The sequence below is a fragment of the Nocardiopsis sp. MT53 genome, from assembly GCF_019598965.1.
Taxonomy (GTDB): domain Bacteria; phylum Actinomycetota; class Actinomycetes; order Streptosporangiales; family Streptosporangiaceae; genus Nocardiopsis; species Nocardiopsis changdeensis.
Genome location: NZ_CP080599.1, coordinates 4,523,716 through 4,549,894, shown reverse-complemented (window position 1 = coordinate 4,549,894; position 26,179 = coordinate 4,523,716). Strand labels below are relative to the sequence as shown.

The 26,179-nt window shown below is 74.7% G+C and carries 24 protein-coding genes and 1 pseudogene; 11 read left to right on the top strand and 14 right to left on the bottom strand.

The window, feature by feature from the left end; genetic code table 11:
- Window positions 1-6: 6 nt before the first annotated feature.
- Both K1J57_RS20255 and K1J57_RS20250 read right to left on the bottom strand, forming a co-directional pair.
- A complete protein-coding gene (locus K1J57_RS20255) occupies window positions 7-876 on the bottom strand; it encodes a Nif3-like dinuclear metal center hexameric protein (protein WP_220560149.1) in 870 nt (289 codons plus the stop codon).
- On the bottom strand, window positions 867-1,826 hold the full coding sequence (locus K1J57_RS20250; RefSeq protein WP_255646442.1) for a YafY family protein: 960 nt from the start codon (window positions 1,824-1,826) through the stop codon (window positions 867-869). The genes K1J57_RS20255 and K1J57_RS20250 overlap by 10 nt, the downstream gene beginning before the upstream one ends.
- A gap of 93 nt (window positions 1,827-1,919) precedes the next feature.
- On the opposite strand from K1J57_RS20250, the gene K1J57_RS20245 reads away from it, so the two are divergent.
- Together K1J57_RS20245 and K1J57_RS20240 are read left to right on the top strand one after the other, a co-directional pair.
- Entirely contained in the window at window positions 1,920-3,314 is a 1,395-nt protein-coding gene (locus K1J57_RS20245) for an FAD-binding oxidoreductase (protein WP_220560147.1), read from the top strand.
- A 79-nt stretch (window positions 3,315-3,393) separates the two neighbouring features.
- Window positions 3,394-4,272, top strand: a complete 879-nt coding sequence (locus K1J57_RS20240; protein ID WP_220560146.1) for a deoxyribonuclease IV — start codon at window positions 3,394-3,396, stop codon at window positions 4,270-4,272.
- Between the two features lie 181 nt (window positions 4,273-4,453).
- On the opposite strand, the gene K1J57_RS20235 is transcribed toward K1J57_RS20240, so the two are convergent.
- The gene (locus K1J57_RS20235; RefSeq protein WP_220560145.1) at window positions 4,454-5,122 is read right to left on the bottom strand and encodes a helix-turn-helix transcriptional regulator; all 669 of its coding nucleotides are present in this window, start codon (window positions 5,120-5,122) and stop codon (window positions 4,454-4,456) included.
- Window positions 5,123-5,163: 41 nt separating this feature from the next.
- On the bottom strand, window positions 5,164-6,465 hold the full coding sequence (locus K1J57_RS20230) for an MFS transporter (protein WP_220560143.1): 1,302 nt from the start codon (window positions 6,463-6,465) through the stop codon (window positions 5,164-5,166).
- 214 nt (window positions 6,466-6,679) lie between these two features.
- Between K1J57_RS20230 and K1J57_RS20225 the strand changes: the two genes are divergently transcribed.
- Both K1J57_RS20225 and K1J57_RS20220 read left to right on the top strand, forming a co-directional pair.
- Window positions 6,680-7,030 (top strand): hypothetical protein, encoded by a 351-nt coding sequence (locus K1J57_RS20225; protein ID WP_220560142.1) that lies wholly within the window; start codon window positions 6,680-6,682, stop codon window positions 7,028-7,030.
- 201 nt (window positions 7,031-7,231) lie between these two features.
- Window positions 7,232-9,636, top strand: a pseudogene (locus K1J57_RS20220) (Tex family protein).
- Window positions 9,637-9,850: 214 nt separating this feature from the next.
- Here K1J57_RS20220 and K1J57_RS20215 read toward each other — a convergent pair.
- Window positions 9,851-11,326, bottom strand: coding sequence for a carboxylesterase/lipase family protein (locus K1J57_RS20215; RefSeq protein ID WP_220565668.1), 1,476 nt, complete (start codon window positions 11,324-11,326; stop codon window positions 9,851-9,853).
- Between the two features lie 169 nt (window positions 11,327-11,495).
- On the opposite strand from K1J57_RS20215, the gene K1J57_RS20210 reads away from it, so the two are divergent.
- Window positions 11,496-12,452: an NADPH:quinone oxidoreductase family protein gene (locus tag K1J57_RS20210; protein ID WP_220560141.1), complete on the top strand. Its 957-nt coding sequence runs from the start codon at window positions 11,496-11,498 to the stop codon at window positions 12,450-12,452.
- Between the two features lie 122 nt (window positions 12,453-12,574).
- Here the strand turns inward: K1J57_RS20210 and K1J57_RS20205 are convergent, their stop codons facing one another.
- Window positions 12,575-12,868 carry a GNAT family N-acetyltransferase gene (locus K1J57_RS20205; RefSeq protein WP_220560140.1) on the bottom strand — a complete coding sequence of 98 codons (294 nt, stop codon included), beginning with the start codon at window positions 12,866-12,868 and terminating at the stop codon, window positions 12,575-12,577.
- 152 nt (window positions 12,869-13,020) lie between these two features.
- Here K1J57_RS20205 and K1J57_RS20200 point away from each other — a divergent pair, with 152 nt between their 5' ends.
- The 4 genes from K1J57_RS20200 to K1J57_RS20185 are packed head-to-tail and all read left to right on the top strand — an operon-like array spanning window position 13,021 to window position 16,782.
- The gene (locus tag K1J57_RS20200) at window positions 13,021-13,776 is read left to right on the top strand and encodes an SDR family oxidoreductase (RefSeq protein WP_220560139.1); all 756 of its coding nucleotides are present in this window, start codon (window positions 13,021-13,023) and stop codon (window positions 13,774-13,776) included.
- A complete protein-coding gene (locus K1J57_RS20195) occupies window positions 13,776-14,561 on the top strand; it encodes an SDR family oxidoreductase (RefSeq protein WP_220560138.1) in 786 nt (261 codons plus the stop codon). Before K1J57_RS20200 ends, K1J57_RS20195 begins: the two co-directional genes overlap by 1 nt.
- Window positions 14,554-15,567, top strand: a complete 1,014-nt coding sequence (locus K1J57_RS20190; RefSeq protein WP_220560136.1) for a phosphotransferase family protein — start codon at window positions 14,554-14,556, stop codon at window positions 15,565-15,567. The genes K1J57_RS20195 and K1J57_RS20190 overlap by 8 nt, the downstream gene beginning before the upstream one ends.
- Before the next feature lie 3 nt (window positions 15,568-15,570).
- Window positions 15,571-16,782, top strand: a complete 1,212-nt coding sequence (locus tag K1J57_RS20185; RefSeq protein ID WP_220560135.1) for an acyl-CoA dehydrogenase family protein — start codon at window positions 15,571-15,573, stop codon at window positions 16,780-16,782.
- A 70-nt stretch (window positions 16,783-16,852) separates the two neighbouring features.
- On the opposite strand, the gene K1J57_RS20180 is transcribed toward K1J57_RS20185, so the two are convergent.
- The 3 genes from K1J57_RS20180 to K1J57_RS20170 form a co-directional block, all read right to left on the bottom strand.
- Window positions 16,853-17,467 carry a TetR/AcrR family transcriptional regulator gene (locus K1J57_RS20180; protein WP_220560134.1) on the bottom strand — a complete coding sequence of 205 codons (615 nt, stop codon included), beginning with the start codon at window positions 17,465-17,467 and terminating at the stop codon, window positions 16,853-16,855.
- A 109-nt stretch (window positions 17,468-17,576) separates the two neighbouring features.
- Window positions 17,577-18,308 carry an HD domain-containing protein gene (locus tag K1J57_RS34185; RefSeq protein WP_220560133.1) on the bottom strand — a complete coding sequence of 244 codons (732 nt, stop codon included), beginning with the start codon at window positions 18,306-18,308 and terminating at the stop codon, window positions 17,577-17,579.
- Window positions 18,309-18,370: 62 nt separating this feature from the next.
- Complete coding sequence (locus K1J57_RS20170; protein ID WP_220560132.1) at window positions 18,371-18,787, bottom strand: VOC family protein; 417 nt, start codon at window positions 18,785-18,787, stop codon at window positions 18,371-18,373.
- Window positions 18,788-18,869: 82 nt separating this feature from the next.
- Here K1J57_RS20170 and K1J57_RS20165 point away from each other — a divergent pair, with 82 nt between their 5' ends.
- Together K1J57_RS20165 and K1J57_RS20160 are read left to right on the top strand one after the other, a co-directional pair.
- A complete protein-coding gene (locus tag K1J57_RS20165) occupies window positions 18,870-19,493 on the top strand; it encodes a TetR/AcrR family transcriptional regulator (RefSeq protein WP_220560131.1) in 624 nt (207 codons plus the stop codon).
- 17 nt (window positions 19,494-19,510) lie between these two features.
- Complete coding sequence (locus K1J57_RS20160; protein WP_220560130.1) at window positions 19,511-20,005, top strand: GbsR/MarR family transcriptional regulator; 495 nt, start codon at window positions 19,511-19,513, stop codon at window positions 20,003-20,005.
- A 230-nt stretch (window positions 20,006-20,235) separates the two neighbouring features.
- Here K1J57_RS20160 and K1J57_RS20155 read toward each other — a convergent pair whose 3' ends face one another.
- The 5 genes from K1J57_RS20155 to K1J57_RS20135 all read right to left on the bottom strand — a co-directional run bounded on the left by K1J57_RS20155 (window position 20,236) and on the right by K1J57_RS20135 (window position 26,051).
- Entirely contained in the window at window positions 20,236-21,018 is a 783-nt protein-coding gene (locus K1J57_RS20155) for an ABC transporter ATP-binding protein (protein ID WP_220560129.1), read from the bottom strand.
- Window positions 21,015-22,094 (bottom strand): iron chelate uptake ABC transporter family permease subunit, encoded by a 1,080-nt coding sequence (locus K1J57_RS20150; RefSeq protein ID WP_220560127.1) that lies wholly within the window; start codon window positions 22,092-22,094, stop codon window positions 21,015-21,017. The genes K1J57_RS20155 and K1J57_RS20150 overlap by 4 nt, the downstream gene beginning before the upstream one ends.
- Window positions 22,091-23,056 (bottom strand): iron ABC transporter permease, encoded by a 966-nt coding sequence (locus tag K1J57_RS20145; RefSeq protein ID WP_220565667.1) that lies wholly within the window; start codon window positions 23,054-23,056, stop codon window positions 22,091-22,093. The genes K1J57_RS20150 and K1J57_RS20145 overlap by 4 nt, the downstream gene beginning before the upstream one ends.
- Before the next feature lie 71 nt (window positions 23,057-23,127).
- Window positions 23,128-24,156, bottom strand: coding sequence for an iron-siderophore ABC transporter substrate-binding protein (locus tag K1J57_RS20140; protein WP_220560126.1), 1,029 nt, complete (start codon window positions 24,154-24,156; stop codon window positions 23,128-23,130).
- 209 nt (window positions 24,157-24,365) lie between these two features.
- Entirely contained in the window at window positions 24,366-26,051 is a 1,686-nt protein-coding gene (locus tag K1J57_RS20135) for an alpha-glucosidase (protein ID WP_220560125.1), read from the bottom strand.
- Window positions 26,052-26,179 lie beyond the last annotated feature (128 nt).

The window sequence follows — 26,179 nt, the reverse complement described above, 5'->3', positions numbered from 1 at the left end:
CGGATGTCAGGCCGACGGGAACGCCTGTGACCAGGCGTCCGTCACCGTGGTGGACACACGGGCCTCCACGTTAGCCCCATCGGGGCCCAGGCGCCGAACGAGGGAGTCGGCCAGGGCCGCGGCCCCGTCCGCCAACCACGGCCACTCGCTCGCGAAGTGGGGCGTGTCGACGAGCGCGGGCGCGCCGGGCCGCTCGGCGAACTCCGAGGCGGGGTGGTGGCGCAGGTCGGAGGTGACGAAGGCGTCGACCCCGGCGGCGAGGGCGGCGTCGAGCAGGGAGTCCCCCGCGCCGCCCGACACCGCGACGGTGGTGACGATGCGGTCGGGGTCGCCGGTGGCGCGGACGCCGGGCGCGGTGGCGGGCAGGCCCGCGGCGACCCGGGCGGCGAAGTCGCGCAGCGTCATCGGGGCGTCCAGGGCTCCGACGCGGCCGATGCCGCGGCGGCCGTCGGGGTCGGTGGTGTCGGGCTCCAGGGGGCGCAGCGGGCCGGTGAGCCCGACCGCGCGGGCCAGCGCGTCGGACACCCCCGGGGCGGCGGTGTCGGCGTTGGTGTGAGCGGTGTACAGGGCGATCCCGGCGCGGATGAGCCGGTGCACGATACGCCCCTTGGGGGTGTCGGCGGCGACACTGTGCACGCCCCGCAGCATGAGCGGGTGATGGGTGACGATCAGGTCCGCACCCCAGGTGACCGCCTCGTCGACGACGGCCTCGACGGGGTCGACGGCGAACAGGACCCTGGCGACCCGGTCCGCGGGGTCGCCCACCACCAGTCCCACCCGGTCCCAGGAGGCGGCCCAGGAGGTCGGGTAGACGTCCTCGAAGGCGGCGGTGACGTCGGCCAGCGCGGGGGGTTCGTTCTGCGTGCTCACGGGCACGAGAGTAGCGCCCCTCCGGCCCGGCGCAGGTGCCCGGCGATCTCGGCGGTGACCTGTTCCACGGTGACCCGGGCGTCCAGGCACAGCACGGCCGCGGTGTACTGCACGACCAGGTGCGGGGAGTCGGCGCTGACGCGGACCCGGCACCGGTCCTCGCCGTCGGGTTCGATGCGCCCGGGGAACGGCCCGTACAGGCGGCCGCGCACCTCCCGCGCGGGCAGGTCCACGGCCAGGTGCACGGTGTGGGCGTAGGTCGCCTCGGCGAACCCGCCGAGCAGGTGGCCGGCCGGGTCGGGCAGGTCGCGGGGGGCGAACCGGCCGTGGGCGGCCCGGACGCCCCCGACGCGGTCCACCCGGAAGGTCCGCCAGCCGTCCCGGTCCAGGTCGTGGGCGATGAGGTACCAGTGGCCGCCGTGCGAGACCAGGTGGTGCGGCTCCACCCGCCGCTCGCCGGGCTCCCCCGACCGGGGCCGGTAGGCGAAGGCGGTGACGACCCGGTCGCGGCAGTGCGCGGCGAGCCGCCCCAGGGTCGCCGGGTCGGTGTCGTCCCGTCCGGCCGGCACGGCGGAGGCGCTGTCGCGGACCGCCGCCAGGCGGGGGCGCAGCCGGGCGGGCAGGATCCTCTCCAGTTTGGCCAGGGCGCTCAGCGCGCCCTCCCGGGCGCCGTCGGCGCTGACCAGCGCGAGCGCGAGGGAGACGGCCTCCTCGTCGTCCAGCAGCAGCGGGGGCAGGCCGTGCCCCGAGGCGAGCCGGTACCCGCCCGCGACACCGGGGACCCCCTCGACCCGGTAGTCGAGGCCGCGCAGCCGGTCGACGTCGCGGCGCAGGGTGCGGGCGCTGACGCCGAGCCGGTCGGCGAGGTCGGCACCGCTCCATTCTCGGCGGGCCTGGAGCAGGGACAGCAGGCGCAGGAGCCGTTGCGGCAGCCCCGCCCGGACGGATTCGCTCATGTCCTCCAGAATGCCGTCCATTGCGGCCGTGATGTGGCCGCATGGGCTCCTACGGTGGCCGGGACCGCACGGGAACGACTTCCGGAGGGCTCCATGACGGATGCGACGAACACCACGAACACGACGAACACGGTGGGCACCGCGGCGCGCGGCCTGGCCGCCCGGGTGAGGGGGGCCGTGCACGCCCCGGGATCGCCCGGCCACGAACGGGCGGGCACCGGAGTCCAGCTCCTGAACCCCCACCGGCCGGCCGCCGTGGTCGAGGCTGCCGGCGCCGACGACGTGCGCGCGGCCGTGGCGTGGGCGGCCGGGCACGGCCTCCCGGTGGCCGTCCAGGCCACCGGACACGGCCGCGGCACCGGCCTGGCGGACGGGGTGCTCGTCGCCACGCACCGGATGGACGGGGTGCGGGTGGACCCCGCCCGCCGCACCGCCCGGATCGGGGCGGGCGCCACCTGGCGGCGGGTGATCGGGGCCGCGGCGCCCCACGGGCTGGCGCCGCTGTCGGGCAGCGCCCCGTCCGTGGGCGCGGTGGGCTACACCCTGGGCGGCGGCGTGGGGCTGCTCGCCCGCCGGTACGGGTTCGCCGCCGACCACGTGCGCAGCGTCGACCTGGTCACGGCCGACGGCACGGCCCGGACGGTGACCGCCGACACCGACCCCGAGCTCTTCTGGGCCCTGCGCGGCGGGGGCGGGGACCTGGGGATCGTGACCGCGATGGAGGTCGACCTGTTCCCGGTGGAGCGCCTGTACGGCGGCGGGCTGCTCTTCGACCTGGGCGGGGACCCCGCCCGGGTCCTGGGCGCCTGGTGGGACTGGACCCGGGACCTGCCCGAGGAGATGACCTCCGGGGTGTCCCTGATCGCCTACCCCGACCTGCCCGGACTCCCCCCGCACCTGCGGGGACGCCACCTGGCCCGGGTGGCGGTCTCCTGGTCGGGCCCCGTCGACGCGGGCCCCCGCCTGGTGGAACCCCTGCGGTCCGCCGGTCCGCTGCTGGAGGACACCACGGAGGTCCTCCCCTACACCCGCTCGGAGGAGGTGTTCGCCGACCCCGACGAACCGGCGGCCTTCCGCGGCGAGGGCCTGCTCCTGGACGACCTGCCGGTGGAGGACGCCGCCGCTGCCGCCGTGCGGGCGGCGGAGGCCCCCTTCATGTCCGTCATGTCGCTGCGCCACCTGGGCGGCGCCCTGTCCCGCCCGCCCCGGGTCCCCGGCGCCGTCGGCCACCGCGGCGCCACCGCCGCCCTGACCCTGCTGACCCTGGACGGGTCGCGGGACACGCCCGCCATGGCCGACCTGCGCGCGTCGACCACCCGGGCGCTGGCCGACCGCACCCTGGGGCGCTCGCTCACCCTGTCCTTCGGGGAGATGGACCCCGGCCTCGTCCGCACCGCCTTCTCCCCCGCGGACCACGCCCGCCTGGTCGGGCTGCGCGGGCGGCTCGACCCGCGGGGCCTGGTCCACTCCCACCGGCCGCTGCGGTGACCGCCCGTCCCCGCAGGTGAGCGGGGCCACCGCTCGTCCGGGACGGGGGCCGCGGGAAACGGTCTAGGCTGGTCGGAGCATGAGTACAACGCAGCGCACCCGCTCCCCGCGGCCCCCGTCCCCGGTCGGCGCACACGTCCCGGTCGCCGGCGGCATGGCCGACAAGGGCCTGGCCTACGCGGCCGAGATCGACGCCGAGACCGTCCAGGTGTTCGTGTCCAACCCGCGCGGCTGGGCGACCAACGGGGGCGACCCGGCCCAGGACGCGCGGATGCGCGAACGGGCCGGCGCCGGGCTGCCGGTGTTCGTCCACGCGCCCTACCTGATCAACCCGGGCACCCCCGACGAGCAGGTGGCCGAGAAGTCGGTGGCCTCCCTGGAGCACGCGCTGCGCCGGTCCGCCGCGATCGGGGCGCTGGGCGTGGTCGTGCACACCGGCTCGGCGGTGTCGGGCGGCCGGGAGGCGGGGCTGGCCCGCATGCGGGAGCGGCTGCTGCCGCTGCTGGAGCGCCTGGGCGAGGACGTCCCGCCGGTGCTGCTGGAGCCGATGGCCGGGCAGGGCCAGGTGCTGTGCGCGACCGTGGACGACCTGGTGCCCTACTTCGAGGCGCTGGAGTGGCACCCGAACGCGGGCGTGTGCCTGGACACCGCCCACCTGTTCGCCGCCGGGCACGACATCTCCACCCGGGAGGGGATGCGCACCGCGCTGGACCGGTTCGGCGAGGTGGTGGGCGCCGACCGGCTGCGGGTGATCCACGGCAACGACTCCAAGGCCCCGTGCGGCAGCAACAGGGACCGGCACGAGAACATCGGGGCCGGGTTCATCGGCGCCGACGCCTTCGGGGAGCTGTTCGTCCACCCGGTGAGCGCGGGGGTGCCGATCGTGGTCGAGACCCCCGGCCCGGCCGGGCCGCACGCCGCCGACGTGGCGACCCTCAAGAAGCTCCGCGACGGCTAGGGCGTGTTCGGCGGATCATTCCGGGTCGCGGCCGCGAGGCCTCCTCTCGCCGCGCCGCCCGCGCTCGGACAGCCGAACCCGGGCTGACCTGCGCCGGCCGTCTTGCGAGAGATCGCCTCGCGGCCGCTCCCGGCATTCGACGCAAGCGCCGAAACGCTCGAAAGCATCCACCGAACACGCCCTAGGAGTCCCCGTCCCGCTCCGGCCGCTCCCGCAGCGGCGGCAGCACGGGGAAGATGTTGACCTGCACCTCGACGCTCTCGGTGTCGGGGTGGTCCCCGGGGGTGCGACCCTCGAAACGGCGCCCGTAGTCGCGCAGGAAGCCGTACAGCGCCGCGGCGAACTCCCGTGCCTCCTCCGGCGTCATCCGCGCGTGCGACAGGGAGTCGGTCGCCGCGTCCTTCCAGCGGCGCACGTCCGGGTCGTCCGGCCGTTCGCCCACCAGTTCCCGCCAGTCCCGGAAGTGCTCCTCGCGCTGGTGGTAGTAGCGGCCCAGGACCGCCTCGGCGGCCGCCCGGGTGCGCGGGTCGGCGAGGAACTCGTGGCCCTTCATGTTCCAGCCGCCGGGCCGGATGCGCCACCACCGCTCCCGGCCCCCGGAGCGGCCGGGGGCGGCGTCGATGAACCCGAACCGGGACAGCTGGCGCAGGTGGTAGCTGGTGGCGCCGCTGCTCTCCCCCAGGCGCCGGCCCAGGATGGTGGCGGTGGCGGGGCCGTTGCGGGTCAGCTCCTCCAGGAGGCGTCCGCGCAGCGGGTGGGCCAGGCCGCGCAGGGCGCTGGCGTCCACCTGCAGCTGCTCGCCCTCCTCGGGGAAGGCGTCCTCGTCGTCGGTCCGGGGTGCGTCGGGCATGGGTTCACCGTAGCGGTCGAACGCGTGCCGCACCGGCCCCCTCAACGGTCGGCCCCGGCCAGGCGGGCGGCGGCCTCGTCGCACAGCCGGGCGCACTCGGCGATGGTGCGCCGGAAGACCAGGACCGTGGCGACCATGAGCAGGCCGCCGGCCAGGTAGGGCAGCGCGAGGTCGATCCGGCCCAGCAGCCCGCCGGCGAACGCGCCCGCCGGGGCCGTGCCCCACCCGACGGTGCGGAAGGCCGCGGACACCCGGCCGCGCAGGTGGTCGGGGACGACGGTCTGGAAGAACACCGACCCGGCGATGTTGGAGGTGGTCATGGACACGCCGACCAGCGCCCAGGCCGCGGCGGCCGGAACGGCGTGGGTGGTGAACGCCATGGCGGCCAGCCCCAGCCCCATGCCCAGGTAGCCGGCCGTCATCACGGTCCGGCGGCCCACGGCGAGCACCAGCCGGGCGGCCACCATCGCCCCGAGGATCCCGCCGACGGCGACGGCCGCCAGGAACACGCCGTAGAGGGCGGCCGGGACCTCCAGCACCTGCCGGACGTGCAGCACCATCACGGCGGTGCCCATCTGGATGCCGGCCATGGTCCCGGCGTTGGTGAACATCATGCGGCGGATGAGGCGGTCGCCGAACGCGTGGCCCAGCCCCTCGCGCAGGGAGGCCAGCACCCCCGCCCCCGGCCCCGGGGCCGCCGGCCCGTCCGCGGCCGCGTCGCCGTCGAGGTCCGGGCGCCGGCGCAGCAGCCGGACGACGGTGAACACGAGCACGGCGCACAGGGCGTAGGAGAGGGCGACCCCGGCCACCGGCAGCAGGGCCGCGACCGCGAACAGCAGCCCGGCGACCGGCTTGGCCAGGCAGTCCTGGGCCACCAGGTGCATGCCCTCCTGCCTGCCGTTGGCCCGGTCCAGCAGCCGCCCCGGCACCAGCCGGGCCACGCTGATCCGGGCGGCCGGGTCCGAGACGGTCTCACAGGTGATCACCACGAACAGGACCGCGTACAGGACCCACATCTCGACGCGGCCCGAGGCGACGACCGCTGCCAGCACCGCGACGGCCGCGGCGGCGACCGCGTTGGCCGCCGCCATGGCGCGCAGGCGGTCGACCCGGTCCAGCAGCACCCCGGCGAAGGGGGCGACCAGCAGCCAGGGCAGGAACCGGACGACCAGCAGCCCGGCGACGGCCAGCGGGTCGTGGGTGAGGGTCGCGGCGATCAGCGGCAGCGCGGTGGCGAGCATGCCGTCGCCGAGGTTGGTCAGCCCGGAGGCGGCCAGCAGGCGGTGGAAGGCACCGCCGAGGCGGTCGTCGCGGGCGGGGGTCCCGGGGGGCGGGGAGGTCATCGCGGCTCCTTTCGGGGATACCGCGAACCTATCCCAAAGATTTCTTTGCAAAGCTGTGTATGCAAATATTTCTTGGCAGCACCCTCCGTGGTCACGGCGACACACCCTCCCGGGGAACCCGCGCGGGGGCCCGGTCGTCCCACAGGACGATGGGTCACAATGGGACGAGGGCCCCGCGCGCGGGGCCGCGGGGCGAGAGAAGGGGTGGCGGCGAATGGATCCGTTCTCCATGGTGTTCGGTGCGGCGATCGCTCTGGGCGGCTTCGTCGTCGGCCGCGTCGTCACGAGACGCCAGGCCCGGGAGGCCGTCGCCGAGCAGCGCAAACAGGAGCAGGCCCGGGCCCTGAACCCCGGCGACCGCGCCCCCCAGCCCCTGTGCGGCTGCGGCCACCACCTCGTCTTCCACGACCAGCAGACCAAGAAGTGCCAGACCCAGGTGGTCATCCCCGGCCGCTGGACCGGCTCGCAGAGCTCCACCTACCGCCAGTGCATGTGCCAGGGCTACCGCGGCCCGGTCCCCCTGGACGAGTACTACGCCCCGGACTACCTCGGCGGAGAGGGCTGACCGCCCGGCTCCGGCGCCCCGCCCCCTCGACACCCCGCTCCCGCCCCGGACCCCGCCGCGCGCATCGTCCGCCTTCGTCCCGAACCGTCCGCTCCCGGGCCCGGCGGCCCGCGCCGACGTCGGGCGCGGCCGAAATGACAATGTCCGCCCGCGACAGCAGAATGGGCCCGCACCGAACACCCGACGAGTGGACACACACCAGTGACGACCCCTGCGACACCCACGATCGACCAGCGCATCGCCGAGGAGCTCGGCGTCGGCGCCCACCAGGTCAAGGCCGCCGTCGACCTCCTCGACGGCGGGTCGACCGTGCCCTTCATCGCCCGCTACCGCAAGGAGGCCACCGGCGCCCTGGACGACGCCCAGCTGCGCGCCCTGGAAGAGCGCCTGCGCTACCTGCGGGAGCTCGACGAACGCAAGGCCGCCGTCCTGGAGTCGATCCGGTCCCAGGGCAAGCTGACCGAGGACCTGGAGCGGAGCATCCTGGAGGCCGACTCCAAGGCCCGCGTGGAGGACATCTACCTCCCCTACAAGCCCAAGCGCCGCACCAAGGCCCAGATCGCCCGCGAGGCCGGGCTCGAACCGCTGGCCGAGGCGCTGATCGGCGACCCGGGCCTGGACCCGCAGGAGACCGCCGCCGCCTACGTCGACGCCGACAGGGGCGTCGCCGACACCAAGGCCGCCCTCGACGGCGCCCGCTCCATCCTCGTGGAGCGCTTCGCCGAGGACGCCGACCTCACCGGCCTGCTGCGCGAGCGCCTGTGGGAGAAGGGCCGCCTGGTCTCCGCCGTCCGCGAGGGCAAGGAGGAGTCCGGCGCCAAGTTCTCCGACTACTTCGACTTCTCCGAGCCCCTCACCGCCCTGCCCTCCCACCGGGTCCTGGCCATGTACCGGGGCGAGAAGGAGGAGGTCCTCACCCTCTCCCTGGAGCCCGAGGAGGCCCCGGCCGAGAACCCCGACGGCACCGTTCCCCGGAGCAGCTACGAGAACGCCATCGCCCACCACTTCGGCATCGTGGACCGCGGCCGCCCCGCCGACCGCTGGCTCCAGGAGACCGTCCGCTGGGCCTGGCGCACCCGCATCCTGGTCCGGCTCGACATCGACGTCCGGATGCGCCTGTGGCAGCGGGCCGAGGACGACGGCGTGAACGTGTTCGCCGCCAACCTGCGCGACCTGCTGCTGGCCGCCCCCGCCGGCACCCGCGCCACCCTGGGCCTGGACCCGGGCCTGCGCACCGGCGTGAAGGTCGCCGTCTGCGACCCCACCGGCAAGGTCGTCGCCACCGACACGGTCTACCCGCACGCGCCCCGCCACGACTGGGACGGCTCCATCGAACGGCTGGCCCGGCTGTGCAGAGCGCACGGGGTCGACCTGGTCGCCATCGGCAACGGCACCGCCTCCCGCGAGACCGACCGCCTGGCCGCCGACCTGCTCAAGCGCCACCCCGAGCTGTCCCTGACCAAGGTGATGGTCTCGGAGGCGGGCGCCTCGGTGTACTCGGCCTCCGCCTACGCCTCCGAGGAGCTGCCCGACCTGGACGTGTCGCTGCGCGGCGCCGCCTCCATCGCCCGCCGGCTGCAGGACCCGCTGGCCGAGCTGGTCAAGATCGATCCCAAGTCGATCGGCGTCGGCCAGTACCAGCACGACCTGGCCGAGGCCAAGCTGTCGCGCTCCCTGGACGCCGTGGTCGAGGACTGCGTGAACGGCGTCGGCGTGGACGTCAACACCGCCTCCGTGCCGCTGCTGACCCGGGTGTCGGGCATCACCTCCACCCTGGCCCGCAACATCGTCTCCCACCGCGACGCCAACGGCCCCTTCCGCACCCGCGAGCAGCTCAAATCGGTGCCGCGCCTGGGCCCCAAGGCGTTCGAGCAGTGCGCGGGCTTCCTGCGGGTGCCCGGCGGCGACGACCCGCTGGACGCCTCCGCCGTGCACCCCGAGGCCTACCCGGTGGTGCGCCGCATCCTGGACCGGACCGGGGTCGACCTGCCCTCGCTCATCGGCAACAAGGACGTGCTGACCAAGGTGCGCCCGCAGGAGTTCGTGGACGAGACCTTCGGCCTGCCGACGGTCACCGACATCCTCGCCGAGCTGGACAAGCCCGGCCGCGACCCGCGTCCGGCGTTCACCACCGCCACCTTCAAGGAGGGCGTGGAGACGCTGGGCGACCTGGCCCCGGGGATGGTCCTGGAGGGCGTGGTCACCAACGTGGCGGCGTTCGGCGCGTTCGTCGACGTGGGCGTCCACCAGGACGGCCTGGTGCACGTGTCGGCGATGTCGGACAGGTTCGTGCAGGACCCGCGCGAGGTCGTCAAGCCCGGCGACATCGTCAAGGTCAAGGTGCAGGACGTCGACATCCCGCGCAAGCGGATCTCGCTGACCATGCGCCTCACCGACGACGCCCCGGCGGGCGGCGGGCGGGACCGCCGCGGGGACCGGAACGAGCGCGGTGGCGGCGGCCAGGGCGACCGGCGCCGCGGCGACCGCGGCGGCAGTCGGGGCGGCGGCCGCGGAGGCAACGCGGGCGGCGGCGGCGCGGCGGGCAGCAGGCCGCCCCGCAGGGGGCGATGGCCGACGCGCTGCGCCGCGCCGGGCTCGGCCGCTAGGCCGCGCCTTTCGGACCTCCGCCGCGGGCGCGTTCGCGCCCCCGCCCCCGGTCCGGGGGCGGGGGCAGGGGCGGGGGCGGGGGCGGGGGCGGGGATCCTCGGCCCCGCGCCGACGTCCTCGCCCTTCCGCCGAGCGGCGGAGGGTCCACGGCCGCGGCCTCCCCTGAGGGCGTCCCCTCCGGGCCCCTGCGGCACGGGAGGGCGTCCGGGACGCCTACCGGGGGACGATGGCCACGTCCGCCCACACCTCGCGGGCCGGGGCGACCGGCGCCGGGTGCAGGGCGTCGGGGGTGTTCCACTCCTTGACCGCCGTGGCCCCGGCGGTGACGGCGGGCCAGCCCGGGTCGCCGGTGGCCGCGAAGTCGCGCCAGGCGGCGACCATCCGCGCCGACAGGGCGTGGTGCTCCTCCCCCGGCCCGCCCTCGAACAGGAACGCCCCGAAGTCGCCGTCCAGGTTGCCGAACGCGAACGGCAGGTCCAGGGCGTGGCAGGCGCCCAGGCGGCCGTCCATCACCGTGCTCTCGGCGGCGAACCGGAAGAGGAACGCGCGGCCCCCGGCCCGGGCGTGCTCCTCGGCGAAGCGGACGGTGTACTCGCAGAACAGGGCGTCCCCCTGGATCACGTTGAACAGCTCGCGCACGGGCGCGCCGGGGTGGGCGGCCCGGTAGACCTCCAGGGCGTCCCCGCGCAGCCCCAGCCTGGACACGAGCCGGTGCAGGACCTCCTCCCGGTCGATCCGCGTCTCTCCGCCGAGCTCGGTGAACAGCCGGAACTCGTGCGCGTTGTGCCCGAGGAGCAGGTCGACCCCGGCCCCCGCGCCGCCGGCGGCCGCGGCCAGCGGCTCCTCCGGCAGCTCCGGCCCGCCGACCACGGGCGCGAAGCAGGTGAAGGTCTTGAAGCCGGCGGAGGGCGCGGCCTCCAGGACCGCGTCGACCGCGTCCAGCACCTTCTCCGGAGACAGCGCGGCCAGGCTCTCGGCCTCGTACGGCACCCCGGCGGCCGCGGCGACGCGCTCGCCGACGGACCGGGCCGTCGCGGTGGTGAGCGTGTCACCGGGCACGCTGTGGGCGACGGCGCGGCGGAAGAGGCCCCGCGCGCCGGGTGAGGCCATCAGGCACACCACCGACCCGGCCCCGGCCGACTCCCCGGCGACGGTGACGTTGCCGGGGTCGCCGCCGAAGCCCTCGATGTTGTCGCGGACCCAGCGCAGCGCGGCGGCCTGGTCCAGCAGGCCGCGGTTGTCGGGGCGGCCGGGGACGTGGCCGAAGCCCTCGAAGCCGACCCGGTAGTTGACGCCGACCACGACCAGGCCGCTCTCGGCCAGCCGGGTGCCGTCGTAGGCGGGTTCGGAGGAGGCGCCGACGATGTAGGCGCCGCCGTGGATCCACACCAGGACGGGGGCGCGGTCGCCGGGCCGGGCGGAGCTCCAGACGCTGAGGGTGAGGCAGTCGCCGGACATCTCGGGCGACCAGGCGGCCGCGCCGACGAGGTGGGGGCGCTGGGGGGCGGGCGGCCCGAACGCGGTGCAGTCCCGGACCCCGTCCCAGGGAACGGGGGGCGCGGGGGCGACGAACCGGTGCTCGCCGAAGGGCGCGGCCGCGTAGGGGATGCTCCGGTGGACGATGACGGTCCCGTCCTCGGAGCGGGGCGAGGCCGTGCCGCGGACCCGGCCGCCGGTCGTCGTCACCATGTTCTCGGTCACTGCCGCACTCTCCTCTTCCCTCTTCCTGTGGCCCACACCACACCTAACAGCGTTAGGTAACTTGGCGCAAGCCCCCCGGCCTCCGGGGAGGACATCCGGGCGACCGGCGGGTAACATACCACCCGGTCGGTATGACACGGACGAACGGAGACCCGCCATGCGCGCCATTCAGATCACGGAGTTCGGCGGACCCGAGGTCCTCACCCTCACCGAACTCCCCGACCCCGAGCCGGGACCGCGCGAGCTGCTGGTCGAGGTGACCCGGGCCGGGATCAACTACGCGGACACCCACCAGGCCGAGAACAGCTATCTGGCGCCCGCTACCCTCCCGATGGTGCCGGGCTCGGAGGTGGCCGGACGCACCGCCGACGGCCGCCGGATCGTCGCCCTGACCACCGGCGGCGGCTACGCGGAGAAGGCCGTGGTCGACCCGAACACGGCCTACGACATCCCCGAGGGCGTCACCGACGAGGCCGCCTTGGCCCTCGTCGTCCAGGGCGCCACCGCCTGGGTCCTGCTGCGCAAGAGCGCCCGTATGCAGCCCGGCGAGTCCGTGGTGGTGCACGCCGCCGCGGGCGGGGTGGGCACCCTGGCCGTGCAGCTGGCCCGGTTGTTCGGCGCGGGCCGGGTGATCGCGGTGGCGAGCAGCGCGGACAAGCGCGACCTGGCCCTGGACCTGGGCGCGGACGCCGTCGTGGACTCCGCGGCCCCGGACATGACGGCGGCGCTGATCGAGGCCAACGGCGGCCGCCGGGTGGACGTCGTGCTGGACATGGTGGGCGGCCGGGTCACCGACGAGAGCGTGCGCGCCCTGGCCCCGTTCGGGCGGCTGGCCTTCTACGGCATGGCCTCGCGAGAGCTCCCCTCCCCGGTCAAGCTGCCCAACCTGATGCGGTTCTCCACGACGGTGGCCGGGATGTGGCTGCCGCACGTGTGGATGCTGCCGGGGGACGTCATGGGCCAGGCGATGGCGGAGATGTTCACGCTGGTGGCCGACGGGGACCTGAGGACGGTCACCGGCGGGGTCCACCCGCTGGCGCAGGCCCGGGAAGCGCACGAGGCGCTGCGTTCGCGGGGCACGATCGGCAAGCTCCTGCTCGACCCCACCGCCTGAATCCGGCGCCGCCGCGAACCGTGGTGACCGGAATCGACACCTTGACAACGTAGATCATGAAATGTCCGAATTACCGCACCGGAACGGTGGGGGCCCGCGTCCCCGGACACGGGCCCCCGCGCTCACCTCTCGGAGGCCCCGTACACCAGGTCCGTGTAGTCGGGGTGGCGCTGGATCCACCCCTTGACGAACGGGCACAGCGGGAGCACGTCCAGGTCGCGGCCGCGCACGTCGTCCAGGACGCCGCGGACCAGCGCCCCGCCCAGTCCCCGGCCCTCGTGGGCCGGGTCGATCTCGGTGTGGGTGAAGGTGATGAGCCCGTCGGTGAGGATGTACTCGGCGAAGCCGGCCACCTCGCCGTCGACACGGATCTCGTAGCGCTTGTTCTCGGGGGCGTCGGCCACCTCGGTCGCCATGGCGGGAGCCTTTCGTGTATCGCTGCCGCGGTCCCGCGCGGACCGCAGGGGCCATTGTGCCGTTCCCGCGTCCCGCGCGCCCCTTGCGGCGCGCTTCCCGTGGGCATAGAGTCCACAGGAGCATACCGACCAGTCGGTCTAAGGAGAATGTGATGACTTCCCGGTTCGGCGGCCGAACCGCCATCGTCACCGGTGCCAGCCGCGGCATCGGCCTGGCCATCGCGCGGCGCCTCGTCGACGACGGCGCCCGCGTGTGCATCACCGCGCGCAAGCCCGAGCCCCTCCAGGAGGCCGTCGAGTCCCTGGGAGGCCCCGAGCACGCCATCGGCGTCGCGGGCCGCGCCGACGACCCCGAGCACCAGGACGCGGCCATCGCCGCCACCCTGGAGGCCTTCGGCGGCGTCGACATGTTCGTCAACAACACCGGCATCAACCCGGTGTACGGCCGCATGGTCGACCTCGACCTCGACGCCGCCCGCAAGATCTTCGAGGTCAACGCCCTCTCCGCGATCTCCTGGGTGCAGAAGGCGTACAAGGCGTGGATGGCCGAGCACGGCGGCGCCATCGTCAACGTCTCCTCCATCGCCGGGATCAAGCCCGCCCCGGGGATCGGCTTCTACGGTGCCACCAAGGCCATGCTCATCCACATCACCGAGGAGCTCGCCGTGGAGCTGGCCCCCTCGGTGCGGGTCAACGGCGTGGCCCCGGCCGTCGTCAAGACCAGGTTCGCCGCCGCCCTCTACGAGGGCCGCGAGGAGAAGGTCGCCGCCCAGTACCCCATGGACCGCCTGGGCGACCCCGGGGACGTCGCGGCCGCCGTGGCCTTCCTGCTCTCCGACGACGCCTCCTGGGTCACCGGACGCACCCTCGTCCTGGACGGCGGCCTCACCCTGACCGGAGGCGTGTGATGGACCTCAACGGGATCGGCGCCGTCGTCACCGGCGCCGGGAACGGCATCGGCGCCGCCCTGGCCCGCCGGCTGGCCTCCGCCGGCGCGAGGGTCGTCGTCAACGACCTCGACGCGAACGCCGCCTCCGCCGTGGCCGCCGAGATCGGCGGGGTGGCCGTCCCCGGCGACGCCGCCGGCGAGGCCGGGGTCACCTCCCTGATCGCCGAGGCCGCGGCCCACCTGGGCGGCATCGACCTGTACGTCGCCAACGCCGGTGTGGGCGTCGGCGGCGGCCCCGAGGCCCCCGAGGCGGACTGGGACCTGGCCTGGCAGGTCAACGTGATGGCACACGTGCGCGCCGCACGCGAGCTGCTGCCCGGCTGGCTGGAGCGCGGCCGCGGGCACTTCATCGGCACCGTGTCGGCGGCCGGCCTGCTCACCATGCTGGGCAGCGCCCCGTACTCGGTGACCAAGCACGCCGCCCTCTCCTTCGGCGAGTGGATGTCGGCGACCTACGGGGACCGCGGCGTCACCGTCCAGTGCGTGTGCCCGCTGGGCGTGCGCACCGACCTGCTGGAGGGGAGCGGGCCGCAGGGCAAGGCGATCCTGGCCGGGGACGCGATCACCCCCGAGGAGGTCGCCGACGCCGTCCTGGAGGGGATGGCCGACGGCCGCTTCCTGATCCTGCCCCACCCGCAGGTCGCCGACTACTACGCGGGCCGCGCCGCCGACCCCGACCGCTGGCTGGCGGGGATGCGGCGGCTGCAGGCCAAGGTGTTCGACAACGAGGGAACGCATGACTGAGGAACTGCCCGGGCTCGACCTGACGCGGCTGCGCGCGCACCTGGACCTGGCCGCGCCCGGGCTGGTCGGCGGGCCGCTGACGGGACGGGTGATCACGGGCGGCAAGTCCAACCTCACCTACCTGGTCACCGACGGCACCGGCTCCTGGGTGGTGCGCCGCCCGCCGCTGGGCCACGTGCTCGCCACCGCGCACGACATGGCGCGCGAGTACCGGGTGATGACGGCGCTGCGCGACACCGCCGTCCCGGTGCCGCGCACCCACCTGCTGTGCGAGGACACCGGGGTGCTGGGCGCCCCGTTCTACGTCATGGAGCACGTGGCGGGGACCCCGATGCGCACCCGCGACCAGATCGCCCCGCTGGGCCCCGAGGGGACCCGCGCGGTCGCCGAGGCGCTCATCACCACGCTGGGCGACCTGCACGCGGTGGACCCCGCGGAGATCGGCCTGGGCGACTTCGGCCGCCCCGAGGGGTTCCTGGAGCGGCAGGTGCGGCGCTGGCGCAAGCAGCTGGACGCCTCCCGCAGCCGCGACATCCCCGGCATCGACGAGCTGCACGAGAAGCTGGCCCGGACGCTGCCCGAGCAGTCGGCCCCCGCGATCGTGCACGGCGACTACCGGCTCGACAACGTGCTGGTCACCGGGGAGGGCGGCATCTCCGCCGTCCTGGACTGGGAGATGGCGACCCTGGGCGACCCGCTGGTCGACCTGGGCCTGATGCTCGTCTACCAGGAGCGCCCCGTGGACGCGGGGGTGCCGCAGGCGACCTCGGCGGAGGGCTACCCCTCGGCCGAGGAGCTGGTGGCGCTGTACGCGCGCTCCACCGGCCGGGACGTGTCCCGGCTGGGCTGGTACGTGGCCTTCGGCTGCTTCAAGCTCGCGGTGATCGCCGAGGGCATCCACTTCCGCCACACGCAGGGACTGACCGTGGGCGCCGGCTTCGACCGGATCGGCGAGGTGGTCGCCCCCCTGGTGGCCGCCGCCCACTCCATGCTCAAGGAGGACTGAACGATGGACTTCGCCTTCGACGGGGAGACCGAGGAGCTGCGCGAACGGCTGCTCGCCTTCATGGACGAGCACGTGTACCCGGCCGAGCCCGTGCTGGAGGAGCAGCTGGCCGCGCGAGAGGACCCCTGGTCCACCGCACCGGTGGTGCGCGTGCTCCAGGAGAAGGCGCGCGAACGCGGCCTGTGGAACCTCTTCCTGGCCGGGCACCCCGAGCACGGCGGGCTGAGCAACCTCGCCTACGCGCCGCTGGCCGAGATCACCGGGCGCAGCCCCCGGCTGGGCCCGATCGCGCTCAACTGCGCCGCCCCCGACACCGGGAACATGGAGGTGCTGACCATGTTCGGCACCCCCGAGCAGAAGAAGCGGTGGCTGGACCCGCTGCTGAACGCCGAGATCCGCTCGGCGTTCGCGATGACCGAGCCCGCGGTGGCCTCCTCCGACGCCACCAACATCGGCACGAGCATCGTCCGCGACGGCGACGAGTACGTCGTCAACGGGCGCAAGTGGTTCATCACCGGCGCGCTCAACCCCGAGTGCGCGGTCTTCATCGTCATGGGCAAGACCGACCCGGACGCCGAGCGGCACCGCCAGCAGAGCATGATCCTGGTCCCCCGCGACACCCCCGGGCTGACGGTCGTGCGCGGCATGACGGTGTACGGCTACAGCGACGGCGACCACGGCGGGCACGCCGAGGTGGTCTTCGAGGACGTGCGGGTGCCGGCGGAGAACCTCGTCGGTGGCGAGGGCGAGGGGTTCGCGATCGCCCAGGCCCGCCTGGGGCCGGGCCGCATCCACCACTGCATGCGGCTGATCGGCATGGCCGAGCGGGCCCTGGAGCTGACCTGCCGCCGGGTGCTGGAGCGCACCGCGTTCGGGCGCCCGCTGGCCGCCCAGGGCGTGGTGCGCGAGTGGATCGCCGAGTCGCGGGTGGAGATCGAGCAGCTGCGGCTGCTGGTGCTCAAGACGGCCTGGCTGATGGACACGGTGGGCAACAAGGGCGCGCACACCGAGATCCAGGCGATCAAGATCGCCACCCCGCGCACGGTGGAGCGGATCCTGGACCGGGCCGTCCAGGCGCACGGCGCCGCCGGGGTGAGCCAGGACCTGCCGCTGGCCGGGTGGCTGGCCGGGGCGCGCTCGCTGCGGCTCGCGGACGGGCCCGACGAGGTGCACCTGCGCTCGCTGGGCCGCGCCGAGCTGCGCAAGTACGCCTGACCGCCGCGTCCGGCCGCGGAACACCGCCCGGGGCCGGGGGGACTCCCCCCGGCCCCGGCCCGTGTCCGGGCTACTTCTCCGGGCGCAGCCCCGCGACGAGCAGGTCGGCGAAGTGGCGGCCCACGTCCTCGCCGGTGAGCGCGCCGCCCGGGTGGTACCAGGTGCTCAGGTGGTGGACCGAGCCGAAGTAGTAGTTGACCACCAGGTCGGCGGAGACGTCGTCGCGGAAGACTCCCTCCTCCTGGCCCTCCCGGACCATGTCGCGGAAGATCTCGTGGTAGCGGCGGCGCTCGCTGCGCACCTCCCGCTGCTTCTCCTCGCTGAGCTGGTGCATGGAGCGGAAGAAGATGACGGTGTCGTCGAGGTTGGCGACGCTGGTGACGATGACGTCGGCCGCGGCCGCGCGCACGCGCTCGGCGACCGGGGCGTCGAGCCGGGAGATCCGCACCAGGTGCTCGGTCTGCATGCGCAGCACCCGGGCGTAGACCTCGTAGAGCAGGTCGTCCTTGGAGCCGAAGTAGTGGTACATGGCGCCCTTGGTGACCCCGGCGGAGACCACGATCTCCTGGACGGAGGTGCCCTCGTAGCCGCGTTCGGCGAACAGCCGGGTCGCGGCCTCCAGCAGGCGCTCGGGCACCGATCCGCGTCCGGTCCCCGCCTCGGCCGTGCGCCGCGCCATCGCCATGTCCCGTCCCATCCCGCCGCCGCCGTCGGCGGCGGCGCACCCGTTCGTACGTCCGGTCCAGCATACCGACCGGCTGGTATCAATGCACGTGCACCGGAGGCCGCCCGGATCACTCCGCGCGCACGTCGACCGCCCGCCCGTCGGGGTCGGTGAACGTGTACCGGCCCGGGGCCAGGGCCGGGTCGGTGCGGTGCGCCGGGACCGCGAACCCCAGGCGCAGCGCGCCGGTGGCGCGCTCCCCCGTGGCCGGGTACAGCTCCAGCACCAGGCCGCCCGCCAGGACCGCCGCGTGGTGCTCGGGGCCGGAGCCGTGGCGCTCGCGGACGAAACGCAGGCCCAGCCCCTGGTAGAAGGTCCGGCACTCGTCCGGCCGCGGGCTGTACAGGACGATCAGCGTTCCCCGGCTCTCGGCGCCCTCTAGGACGGCGCGGGCCCGCGCGTACCTGGTGCGCAGCCGCTCCGACTGCTCGGCGGGCAGTGCCGCCAGCCGGGCCTCGTCGGAGTTGTGCGCGTTGTCGGCCAGCTTGACCAGGCGGCCCAGCGGGTCGGCGGCGGCGCGGGCGATGAGCTCGTCGTAGGTCTCGCCGGGGCGGCGGCTGACCGCGAGCACGGCGCGCACGACCTCCTCGGGGCAGCCGCGGGCGCGCAGGTCGTCGGCGGTGAGGTCGGTGTCCTCCAACACGTCGTGCAGGACCCCGGCCACCTGGGCGCGCTCGCCGTGGGCGGCCAGCAGGTCGCGGACCGCGTAGACGTGCTCCACATAGGGGCGGCCGGCCTTGTCGACCTGTCCGGCGTGCGCGCGGGCGGCCAGCTCCGAGGCCTGTTCCAGGGTAAGGGCCATGGTGTCGCCTCCGCTGGGTGGGACGGGGGTGGGGTGACACCAGGGTAGGCGGCGCGGCGGGCTCAGCGGTCCAGGAAGTTCGCGGCGTACTCCTCGCCGGGCGGGACCTCGGTGATGACGTCCACGAGGATCCCGCCGGGGTCGGCCACGATGAAGTGCCGCTGCCCGAACTCCTCGGTGCGGATCGCCAGTTCGGGGCGCAGGCCGCCGCGCACCACCAGGCGCTCCCACTCGGCGTCGACGTCGGCCACCTCGAAGTTCAGCAGGATCCCGCGGGCGGGCTCCCGGAAGCCCTCGGGGACGGTGGGGTGGGCGGGGTCCAGCAGGGCCAGCTCGACCTCGGGCGGGCCGGGCCGGCGCAGGCTGACGTACCAGTCGGCGGCGAAGGTCTCCTCGAAGCCGAACCAGGTGACGTAGAAGTCGCGGGACTCGGGGAGGCGGGCGGTGCCCAGGACCGGATAGAAGGAGTTCAGCTTCATGACGCTTCCTTTCACATACCAGCGGTATGCGAACTAGACTATTCGCGTACCGTCGGTATGTCAAAGATCGGAGGACCGCCCCATGCCCGAGGCCACCGGGGTCCGCGCCCGGCAGCGCGAACAGACCCGCCGCACCCTGCTCCGCGAGGGCCGCCGCCTGTTCGCCGAACACGGCTACGCCGAGGTCGGTCTCAGCGGTGTCGTGGCCGCGGCGAAGGTGACCAAGGGCGCGCTCTACCACCACTTCGACGGCAAGGCCGCGCTGTTCCGGGCGGTGCTGGAGGGGGTCCAGGAGGAGGTCGCCGCCGCCGTCGCCACCGCCGCCGACGCCGAGCCCGACCCCTGGGACCGGCTCACCGCCGGGTGCCGGGCCTTCCTCGCCGCCGCGACCGCGCCCGACGTCCGCCGGATCATGCTGGTCGACGGCCCGGCCGTGCTGGGCTGGAGCGCCTGGCGGGAGATGGACGAGGCCAACTCGGCCCGCCACCTCACCGAGGCGCTGACCGACCTGGTGGCGGCGGGGGTCCTGCCGCCCCGGCCGGTGGAGCCCGCGGCGCACCTGCTCTCCGGGGCGATGAACGAGGCCGCGCTGTGGCTGGCCGACCGCAGCGGCCCGGGCGACCTGGACGCGGTGTGGGAGGCGCTGGAGCCCATGCTGGAGTCGCTGCGCGCGGACCGCGCCCCGGGACCGCGGTCCGGGCGGTGACCGATAGGGTCGTGCCCATGCCGGAAGAGCGGGAGAACCAGGCGGAGCAGGGGTTCCGGGACGATTTCGTCCAACGCTTCGCGGACCACTGGAACGCCCAGGGCGGACCCCGCTCGGAGGGGCGCATCCTGGGCTACCTGCTGGTCGCCGACGACGAGGCGGTCAGTGCCGAGCAGATCGCCGAGGGGGCCGGGGTGAGCCGCGGCTCGGTGTCGGAGGCGGTGCGCCGGCTGCGCAAGGCCGGGTTCGTGGACCTGGTCGAGACACCCGGCGAGCGGACCCGCCGCGTCACCGTGGACGAGGACGTCTGGGGCGGGTTCCTGCGCAACGAGCGCGCCTACCTCCAGCGGCAGAAGGCGCTGGCGGCCGACGCCCTGGAGCGGCTGCCGGGGCTCAGGCCCCACGCCCGTGCCCGGCTGCGGAACATGCACGACTACATGACCTGGCTCGACGACCACCACGACGCGCTCCTCGCCCAGTGGGAGGAGTACAAGGCCGCCCGGGAGGGGTAGCCCGGGCGGCCTGCCCGCCCCGAACGGACACGGCACGCCCCACGGGGCGCCATGGCCGGACGGCCGCCGCCCTCGGCCTCCTCGGCCGAACACCACCGGCGTCCGGGCCCGCCCTCCCCCGAAGGAAGGCGGCATGCCCGCAAGGCACCGCAGCCGGGCGGCCGCCGCCCTCGGCCTCCTCGGCCGGGCGGCGCCGGTGTCCGGGGGCCGCGGGCGCCCCGGACGGGTGGTCAGGACCGCTCGTGCGGGATCACCAGCGGGGTCCGGGTGCGCGGGTCGGGCACCACGTCGCAGGACAGCCCGAACACCTCCCGCACCCGGTCGGCCGTGATGACCTCGTCGGGCGTGCCGTCGGCGACCACGCTCCCCCGGTCCATGAGCACCAGGCGGGTGGCGAACCGCGCCGCCTGGGCCAGGTCGTGCAGCACCGCGACCACGGTGCGGCCGCGCCGGTGCAGGTCGGCGAAGAGCTCCAGCAGGTCGTACTGGTGGGCGATGTCCAGGTAGGTGGTCGGCTCGTCCAGCAGCAGCACCCCGGTGTCCTGGGCCAGGACCATCGCCACCCACGCCCGCTGGCGCTGGCCGCCCGAGAGCGAGCCCACCCGGGTGTCGGCGAGGTCGGAGAGCCCGGTCAGCTCCAGGGCGCGGTCCACCGCCTCGTCGTCGGCCGGGCTCCACTGCCGCAGCAGCGTGTGGTGCGGGAACCGGCCGCGGGCGGCCAGTCCGCGCACCGTGATGCCCTCGGGCGCGGTGGGGCTCTGCGGCAGCATCGCCATCCGACGGGCGACCGCCTTGGCGCGCTGGGAGCGGATGTCGGTGCCGTGCAGCAGCACCCGGCCCGAGACCGGCCTGTTGATCCGCCCCAGGGCCTTGAGCAGGGTGGATTTGCCGCACCCGTTGGGGCCGACGATCACCGTGAACTCGCCGTCGGCGATGCTCAGGTCCAGGCCGCGCACGACCGGCTCGGCCCCGTACCCCAGGGTGAGGTCCTCGGCGGACAGTACCGGGCTCATAGGACTCCCTTTCGCCATTCGCGGATGAGCAGGTGGCCCAGGTAGACGCCGCCCAGGGCCATGGTGAAGAGGCCGACCGGCAGGCCGTCGCCGACGGGCGACTGCTGGACGCCCAGGTCCGCGGCGGCCAGCAGGAGGGCGCCGGTGACCGCGGACAGGACCAGGTGGGGCCCGGCCGCCCCGGTGAGGCGGCGGGCGATCTGCGGCGCGGTCAGCGCCACGAACGCGATCGGCCCGGCCACCGCCACGGCGGCCGCCGACAGCACCACCGACAGGCCGATGGCCAGGGTGCGGGTGCGGGCCGCGGAGGCGCCCAGGGCGTCGGAGAGCTCGTCGCCCATCTCGTTGACGGCCACGGGGCCGGCCAGGTACACCAGCAGCGGGACCGCGAGCAGGAGCGCTCCCCAGATGGTCGCGGCGTGGCCCCAGTCGCGGGCGCCCAGGCTGCCGTTGACGTAGGCCGACAGCACGTTCGCCTGGTCCCGGGCCATGACCGACACCACGAAGTGGGTGAAGGCCTGGGCCATGGCGGCCACGCCGATCCCGGCGACGATGAGCCGCCCGGGGTGGCGCAGCCCGGTCCCGGTGCTCAGCGCCACGAGGGCCATCGCCAGGACCGCCCCGGCCAGCGCGCCCAGCGGGATCGGTATGGTGCCGGGCAGCAGCAGGGCGGCGCAGGCCGCACCCGCCCCGGCCCCCGCGCCGAGCCCGATGACGTCGGGGCTGCCCAGCGGGTTGCGGGTGACCGACTGGAAGAGCGCGCCGGACAGGCCCAGCGCGGCGCCGGTGCCCAGGGCGACCGTCAGCCGGGGGCCGCGCAGGCGCTCGAACACGAACGCCTCGGCGCCCTCTCCCCCGCCGGCGACCACGGCGGGGATCCGGGTCAGCGGGATGCCGAGCCGCCCCAGGGAGAGCGTGGCGGCCGCGACGGCGAGCACCGCGAGCACCAGCAGCACCCCCCACAGCAGGGAGCGGGGGTGGACGGGCAGGGCCAGGGCCCGGCCCAGGCGCAGCACCGGGTCGCGGCGGGTGGCGGCCGGGGCCTGCGGGGCGGGTCCGGTGAGGGTTCGGTTCATGAGGTCGTCCGCATCTTCCGGACCGCGTACAGCAGCACGGGCGCGCCGACGAACGCGGTGACCACACCGACCATGAGCTCGATGGGCCGTATCACGGTGCGGCCCGCCACGTCGGCGAGCAGCAGCAGGACCGGGCCGGCCAGGAGCGCGAAGGGCACCTGGAGCCGGAAGTCGACGCCGACCAGGGCCCGCACCACGTGCGGGACGGCCAGGCCGACGAACGCGATGGGCCCGGCCGCGGCGGTGGCACCGGCGGCGAGCAGCACACCCGCCACCAGCCCGGCCGAGCGGGTCCAGGCCGTGTTGGCCCCGGTGGCGGTGGCCGCCTCCTCGCCCAGGGCCAGGGCGTTGAGGCCGCCCATGGTGAGCACGGCGAGCAGTACCCCGGCGCCGACGACCGGGAGCACGGCGACGATCACGTCGAAGCCGCGCCCGGCCAGGGAGCCCACCACCCAGTAGCGGTAGCTGTCGAAGGTGTCGGGCATGCTCAGCGCGATCGCCTGGACGTAGGCCATGAGCACGGCGGAGACCACGGCCCCGGCCAGGACCAGGCGGACCAGGCCCGCGTCGCCGCCGCGGCTGCCGACGGCGTAGGCGGCCAGGCCCGCCGCCAGCGCTCCGGGCAGCGCCCACCACACGGTGCCGGTGACCGAGGTCGGTCCGAACAGCGCGGTGGCGGTGACCACGGCGGCGGCCGCACCGGCGTTGACGCCGAGCAGCCCGGGGTCGGCCAGGGGGTTGCGGGTGACGCCCTGCATGAGGGTGCCCGCCAGGGCCAGGGCCGCGCCGACCAGGACGCCCAGGACGGTCCGGGGGACGCGGCTGTGCACCACGGTGGTGATGTAGGGGTCGGCATCACCGGTGAGCACCCGCCACACGTCGGGGAGCGGTGTGGGCTTGCCGCCCGCGACGAGGCTGAGCAGGATCGCCCCGGCCAGCGCGGCGACGCCCGCGCCGAGCATGAGCACGGCGCGGGCGGGGCCGGTCCGGGGCGGCGTCGTGCGTGTTCTCACAATCGCCTTACCGGTGCGTGTCAGCCGTCGAGGTTCGCGGCGGCCTCTTCGATGAGGGGCACGTAGCGCTCCAGCGTCCAGGGGACGGTGAGCGGGTTGATGATGGAGGAGGCGGTGACGAAGGGCTGGTCCTCGGGGGCGACGACGGAGCCGCGTTCGACGGCGGGGATCGCCTGGTACAGCTCCTGGGCCTCGATCTCCTCGCGGTTCTCGGGGCTGCTGTAGAAGGTGAAGACCAGGTCGCTGTCGGCGAGCTTGTCGGCGTTCTCCAGGCCGATGACGGCGGAGTCGGTGCCCTCGGTCTCGGGGAAGGTCTCGACGACCGGGTCGACCTGCAGGCCCAGGCCGCGGACCATGGCGACGCGCTGCTCGTCGGGCAGGAAGACACCGAGGGTGCCGGGGCCGGTGTTGTACACGTAGGAGAAGGTCAGGTCCGCGAACTCGGGGTTGGCCGCGGCGGCCTCCTCGAACTGCGTCTCGATGCCCTCGATGAGCTCCCCGGCCTCCTCGGGCTTGCCCAGGGCCTGCCCGATGATCTCGATCTGCTGGTCCCAGTCGGTGCTCCAGGGCAGGTCGGGGTAGGCGACCGTGGGGGCGATGTCGGTGAGGACGTCGTACTGCTCCTGGGTGACACCGGACCAGGGGGCGAGGATGACGTCGGGCTCCAGCTCGATGATGGCCTCGAAGTCGATGTCGTCGGCCCCGGCGAACTGGGTGGGCGGCTCGGCTCCGGCCTCGGTCACGGCCTCGTGGATCCAGGGGAGGTAGCCGGTCTCGTCGCTGCCCCACTCGTAGCTCTCGATGCCGACGGGGACGGTGCCCAGGGCGATGGCGGTCTCCGCGGAGCCCTGGCCCAGGGTGACGACCCGCTCGGGCTGGGCGGGGATCTCGGCGGTGCCCAGGGCGCTCTCGATGCTGACGGGGAAGGCGCCGTCGGCCGATTCCGCGGCGGGGGCCTCCTCCTCGGCGGGGGTCCCGCAGGCGGCGAGGCCCAGGGTCAGCAGGGCCGCGATTCCGATGCCGCCGGCGCGGCGCAGGGTGGAGTCCATGTGCACAGGTGCTTTCTCGGTGAGGATCGGCCGCGCTTTGGGCAGGCGACCGCTGCGCACGGGTCGGGAGACCCGGGGGAGGCGCAAAGGGGCGAAGCGGGATGATCCCGGCAAACGAAGGTTAGTCTAACCTCACCTGGCCCGCATTTCAAAAAAGTTGAAATCACCGGGACGGCGGCCACCGCAGGTCACCGGCGCGCACGCCGGGTTCAGCGCGACAGGAGCACGCGCGACTCCCAGGGCCGCAGCGGCGCGAACACCCCCTCCTCCGCCGCCGGGTGTGTGCCCAGCAGGAGCTCCGGACGGGGGCCCGCGACGGCCGGGGCGGCGTCCACCGCCACCGTGTCCGCGCTCCAGTTGGCGAGCACCGTCAGCACCGTGCCGTCCAGCGTTCGGGTGTAGGCGTACAGGGCCGGGTGCTCGGGCAGCAGCGGGGTGTAGGCCCCGTGGACGACCACCGGGTGCTCCTTGCGCAGCGCGATGAGCCGCCGGTAGTGGTGGAACACCGAGTCGGGGTCGGCCAGCGCCGCCTCGGCGTTGACCTCCGTGTGGTCGGGGTTGACCGCGATCCACGGGGTGCCGGTGGTGAACCCGGCGTTCGGCGAGGCGTCCCACTGCATCGGGGTGCGCGCGTTGTCCCGGCTCATCCGGGCGATCCCCGCCATCACCCGCGCCTCGTCGGCCCCCGCGGCCATCGCGTGGAGGTAGTGGTTGTGGGTCTCCACGTCGCGGTACTCGGAGATGTCGGAGAAGCCGGCGTTGGCCATCCCCAGCTCCTCGCCCTGGTAGACGTACGGGGTCCCCTTCATCATGTGCAGCGTGGTGGCCAGGGTCTTGGCCGAGGCCGTCCGGTGCTCGCCGTCGTCGCCGAACCGGGACACCGCCCGGGGCTGGTCGTGGTTGTTCAGGTAGAGGCTGTTCCACCCCCGGTCGGCCAGCCCGAGCTGCCAGCGGTCCAGGGAGCCCTTGAGGCGGCGCAGGTCCAGCGGCACCCGGTCGAACTTGCCGCCGGGCCCGTGGTCGAGGTCCACGTGCTCGAACTGGAACACCATGGACACCTCCCCGTCCACCGGATCGGTGTGCGCCCGGGCCTGCTCCACGCTCACCCCGGGCATCTCCCCCACCGTGAGCACGTCCCGCCCGGCGAAGGCGGCGTCGCGCAGCTCGCCGAGGAACTCGTGCAGTCGCGGCCCGTTGATGGAGTACTCCGCGAACAGGCCGTACCCGCTCCCGGGGGGCACGGGGCCGTCGGGCAGCCCGGGGGCCTTGGACACGAAGTTGACGACGTCCATCCGGAACCCGTCGGCGCCCCGGTCCAGCCACCAGCGGGCGATGTCGTGCACCTGCTCGCGGACCTTGGGGTTCTCCCAGTTCAGGTCGGGCTGGTTGCGGGTGAACAGGTGCAGGAAGTACTCACCGGTGGCGTCGTCGCGGGTCCAGGCCGGGCCGGAGAAGACGGAGCCCCAGTTGTTGGGCGGGCCGTCGCCGCGGCCCGGGCGCCAGAAGTAGAAGTCGCGGTAGGGGGAGTCCCGCGACGCCCGGGAGTCGGCGAACCAGGGGTGCTCGTCGCTGGTGTGGTTGACGACCAGGTCCATGACGAGCCGCATGCCGCGCTCGTGCAGGCCGTCGCGCAGCCGGTCCCAGTCGGCCAGGGTCCCGAACCGGGGGTGGATGCCGAGGTAGTCGCTGATGTCGTAGCCGTTGTCGGCCAGGGGCGAGGGGTACACCGGCGACAGCCACACCACGTCCACGCCGAGGGTGTGCAGGTAGTCGAGCCGGTCGATGACGCCGGGCAGGTCGCCCAGGCCGTCGCCGTCCGCGTCCTGGAAGCTGCTCGGGTAGATCTGGTACACGACGGCGGACTTCCACCAGGGGTCGGCGGGGGTCTGGGGCATCGGCGTCTCCGGGTTCGCAGGGGTCCTCGCCCCTGCTTCCTGCCCCGCCCCGCCCCCGGCCGAACCCCCGCCCGGCCCGGTAGGGTGGCAGCGCCCGCGGGCCGGGCGTACCGCGGTGGAGCGAGCGC

Bases quoted from the DNA above. Each gene is read 5' to 3' on its own strand.
- K1J57_RS20225 (WP_220560142.1), top strand. From the start codon at position 6,680: ATGGATCCGTTCTCCATGGTGTTCGGTGCGGCGATCGCTCTGGGCGGC.
- K1J57_RS20165 (WP_220560131.1), top strand. From the start codon at position 18,870: ATGCCCGAGGCCACCGGGGTCCGCGCCCGGCAGCGCGAACAGACCCGC.
- K1J57_RS20235 (WP_220560145.1), bottom strand. From the start codon at position 5,122: ATGCCCGACGCACCCCGGACCGACGACGAGGACGCCTTCCCCGAGGAG.
- K1J57_RS20230 (WP_220560143.1), bottom strand. From the start codon at position 6,465: ATGACCTCCCCGCCCCCCGGGACCCCCGCCCGCGACGACCGCCTCGGC.
- K1J57_RS20160 (WP_220560130.1), top strand. From the start codon at position 19,511: ATGCCGGAAGAGCGGGAGAACCAGGCGGAGCAGGGGTTCCGGGACGAT.
- K1J57_RS20215 (WP_220565668.1), bottom strand. From the start codon at position 11,326: ATGGTGACGACGACCGGCGGCCGGGTCCGCGGCACGGCCTCGCCCCGC.
- K1J57_RS20240 (WP_220560146.1), top strand. From the start codon at position 3,394: ATGAGTACAACGCAGCGCACCCGCTCCCCGCGGCCCCCGTCCCCGGTC.
- K1J57_RS34185 (WP_220560133.1), bottom strand. From the start codon at position 18,308: ATGGCCCTTACCCTGGAACAGGCCTCGGAGCTGGCCGCCCGCGCGCAC.
- K1J57_RS20190 (WP_220560136.1), top strand. From the start codon at position 14,554: ATGACTGAGGAACTGCCCGGGCTCGACCTGACGCGGCTGCGCGCGCAC.
- K1J57_RS20135 (WP_220560125.1), bottom strand. From the start codon at position 26,051: ATGCCCCAGACCCCCGCCGACCCCTGGTGGAAGTCCGCCGTCGTGTAC.
- K1J57_RS20180 (WP_220560134.1), bottom strand. From the start codon at position 17,467: ATGGCGATGGCGCGGCGCACGGCCGAGGCGGGGACCGGACGCGGATCG.
- K1J57_RS20150 (WP_220560127.1), bottom strand. From the start codon at position 22,094: ATGAACCGAACCCTCACCGGACCCGCCCCGCAGGCCCCGGCCGCCACC.
- K1J57_RS20140 (WP_220560126.1), bottom strand. From the start codon at position 24,156: ATGGACTCCACCCTGCGCCGCGCCGGCGGCATCGGAATCGCGGCCCTG.
- K1J57_RS20205 (WP_220560140.1), bottom strand. From the start codon at position 12,868: ATGGCGACCGAGGTGGCCGACGCCCCCGAGAACAAGCGCTACGAGATC.
- K1J57_RS20155 (WP_220560129.1), bottom strand. From the start codon at position 21,018: ATGAGCCCGGTACTGTCCGCCGAGGACCTCACCCTGGGGTACGGGGCC.
- K1J57_RS20145 (WP_220565667.1), bottom strand. From the start codon at position 23,056: ATGCTCGGCGCGGGCGTCGCCGCGCTGGCCGGGGCGATCCTGCTCAGC.
- K1J57_RS20210 (WP_220560141.1), top strand. From the start codon at position 11,496: ATGCGCGCCATTCAGATCACGGAGTTCGGCGGACCCGAGGTCCTCACC.
- K1J57_RS20195 (WP_220560138.1), top strand. From the start codon at position 13,776: ATGGACCTCAACGGGATCGGCGCCGTCGTCACCGGCGCCGGGAACGGC.
- K1J57_RS20185 (WP_220560135.1), top strand. From the start codon at position 15,571: ATGGACTTCGCCTTCGACGGGGAGACCGAGGAGCTGCGCGAACGGCTG.
- K1J57_RS20170 (WP_220560132.1), bottom strand. From the start codon at position 18,787: ATGAAGCTGAACTCCTTCTATCCGGTCCTGGGCACCGCCCGCCTCCCC.
- K1J57_RS20200 (WP_220560139.1), top strand. From the start codon at position 13,021: ATGACTTCCCGGTTCGGCGGCCGAACCGCCATCGTCACCGGTGCCAGC.
- K1J57_RS20250 (WP_255646442.1), bottom strand. From the start codon at position 1,826: ATGAGCGAATCCGTCCGGGCGGGGCTGCCGCAACGGCTCCTGCGCCTG.
- K1J57_RS20245 (WP_220560147.1), top strand. From the start codon at position 1,920: ATGACGGATGCGACGAACACCACGAACACGACGAACACGGTGGGCACC.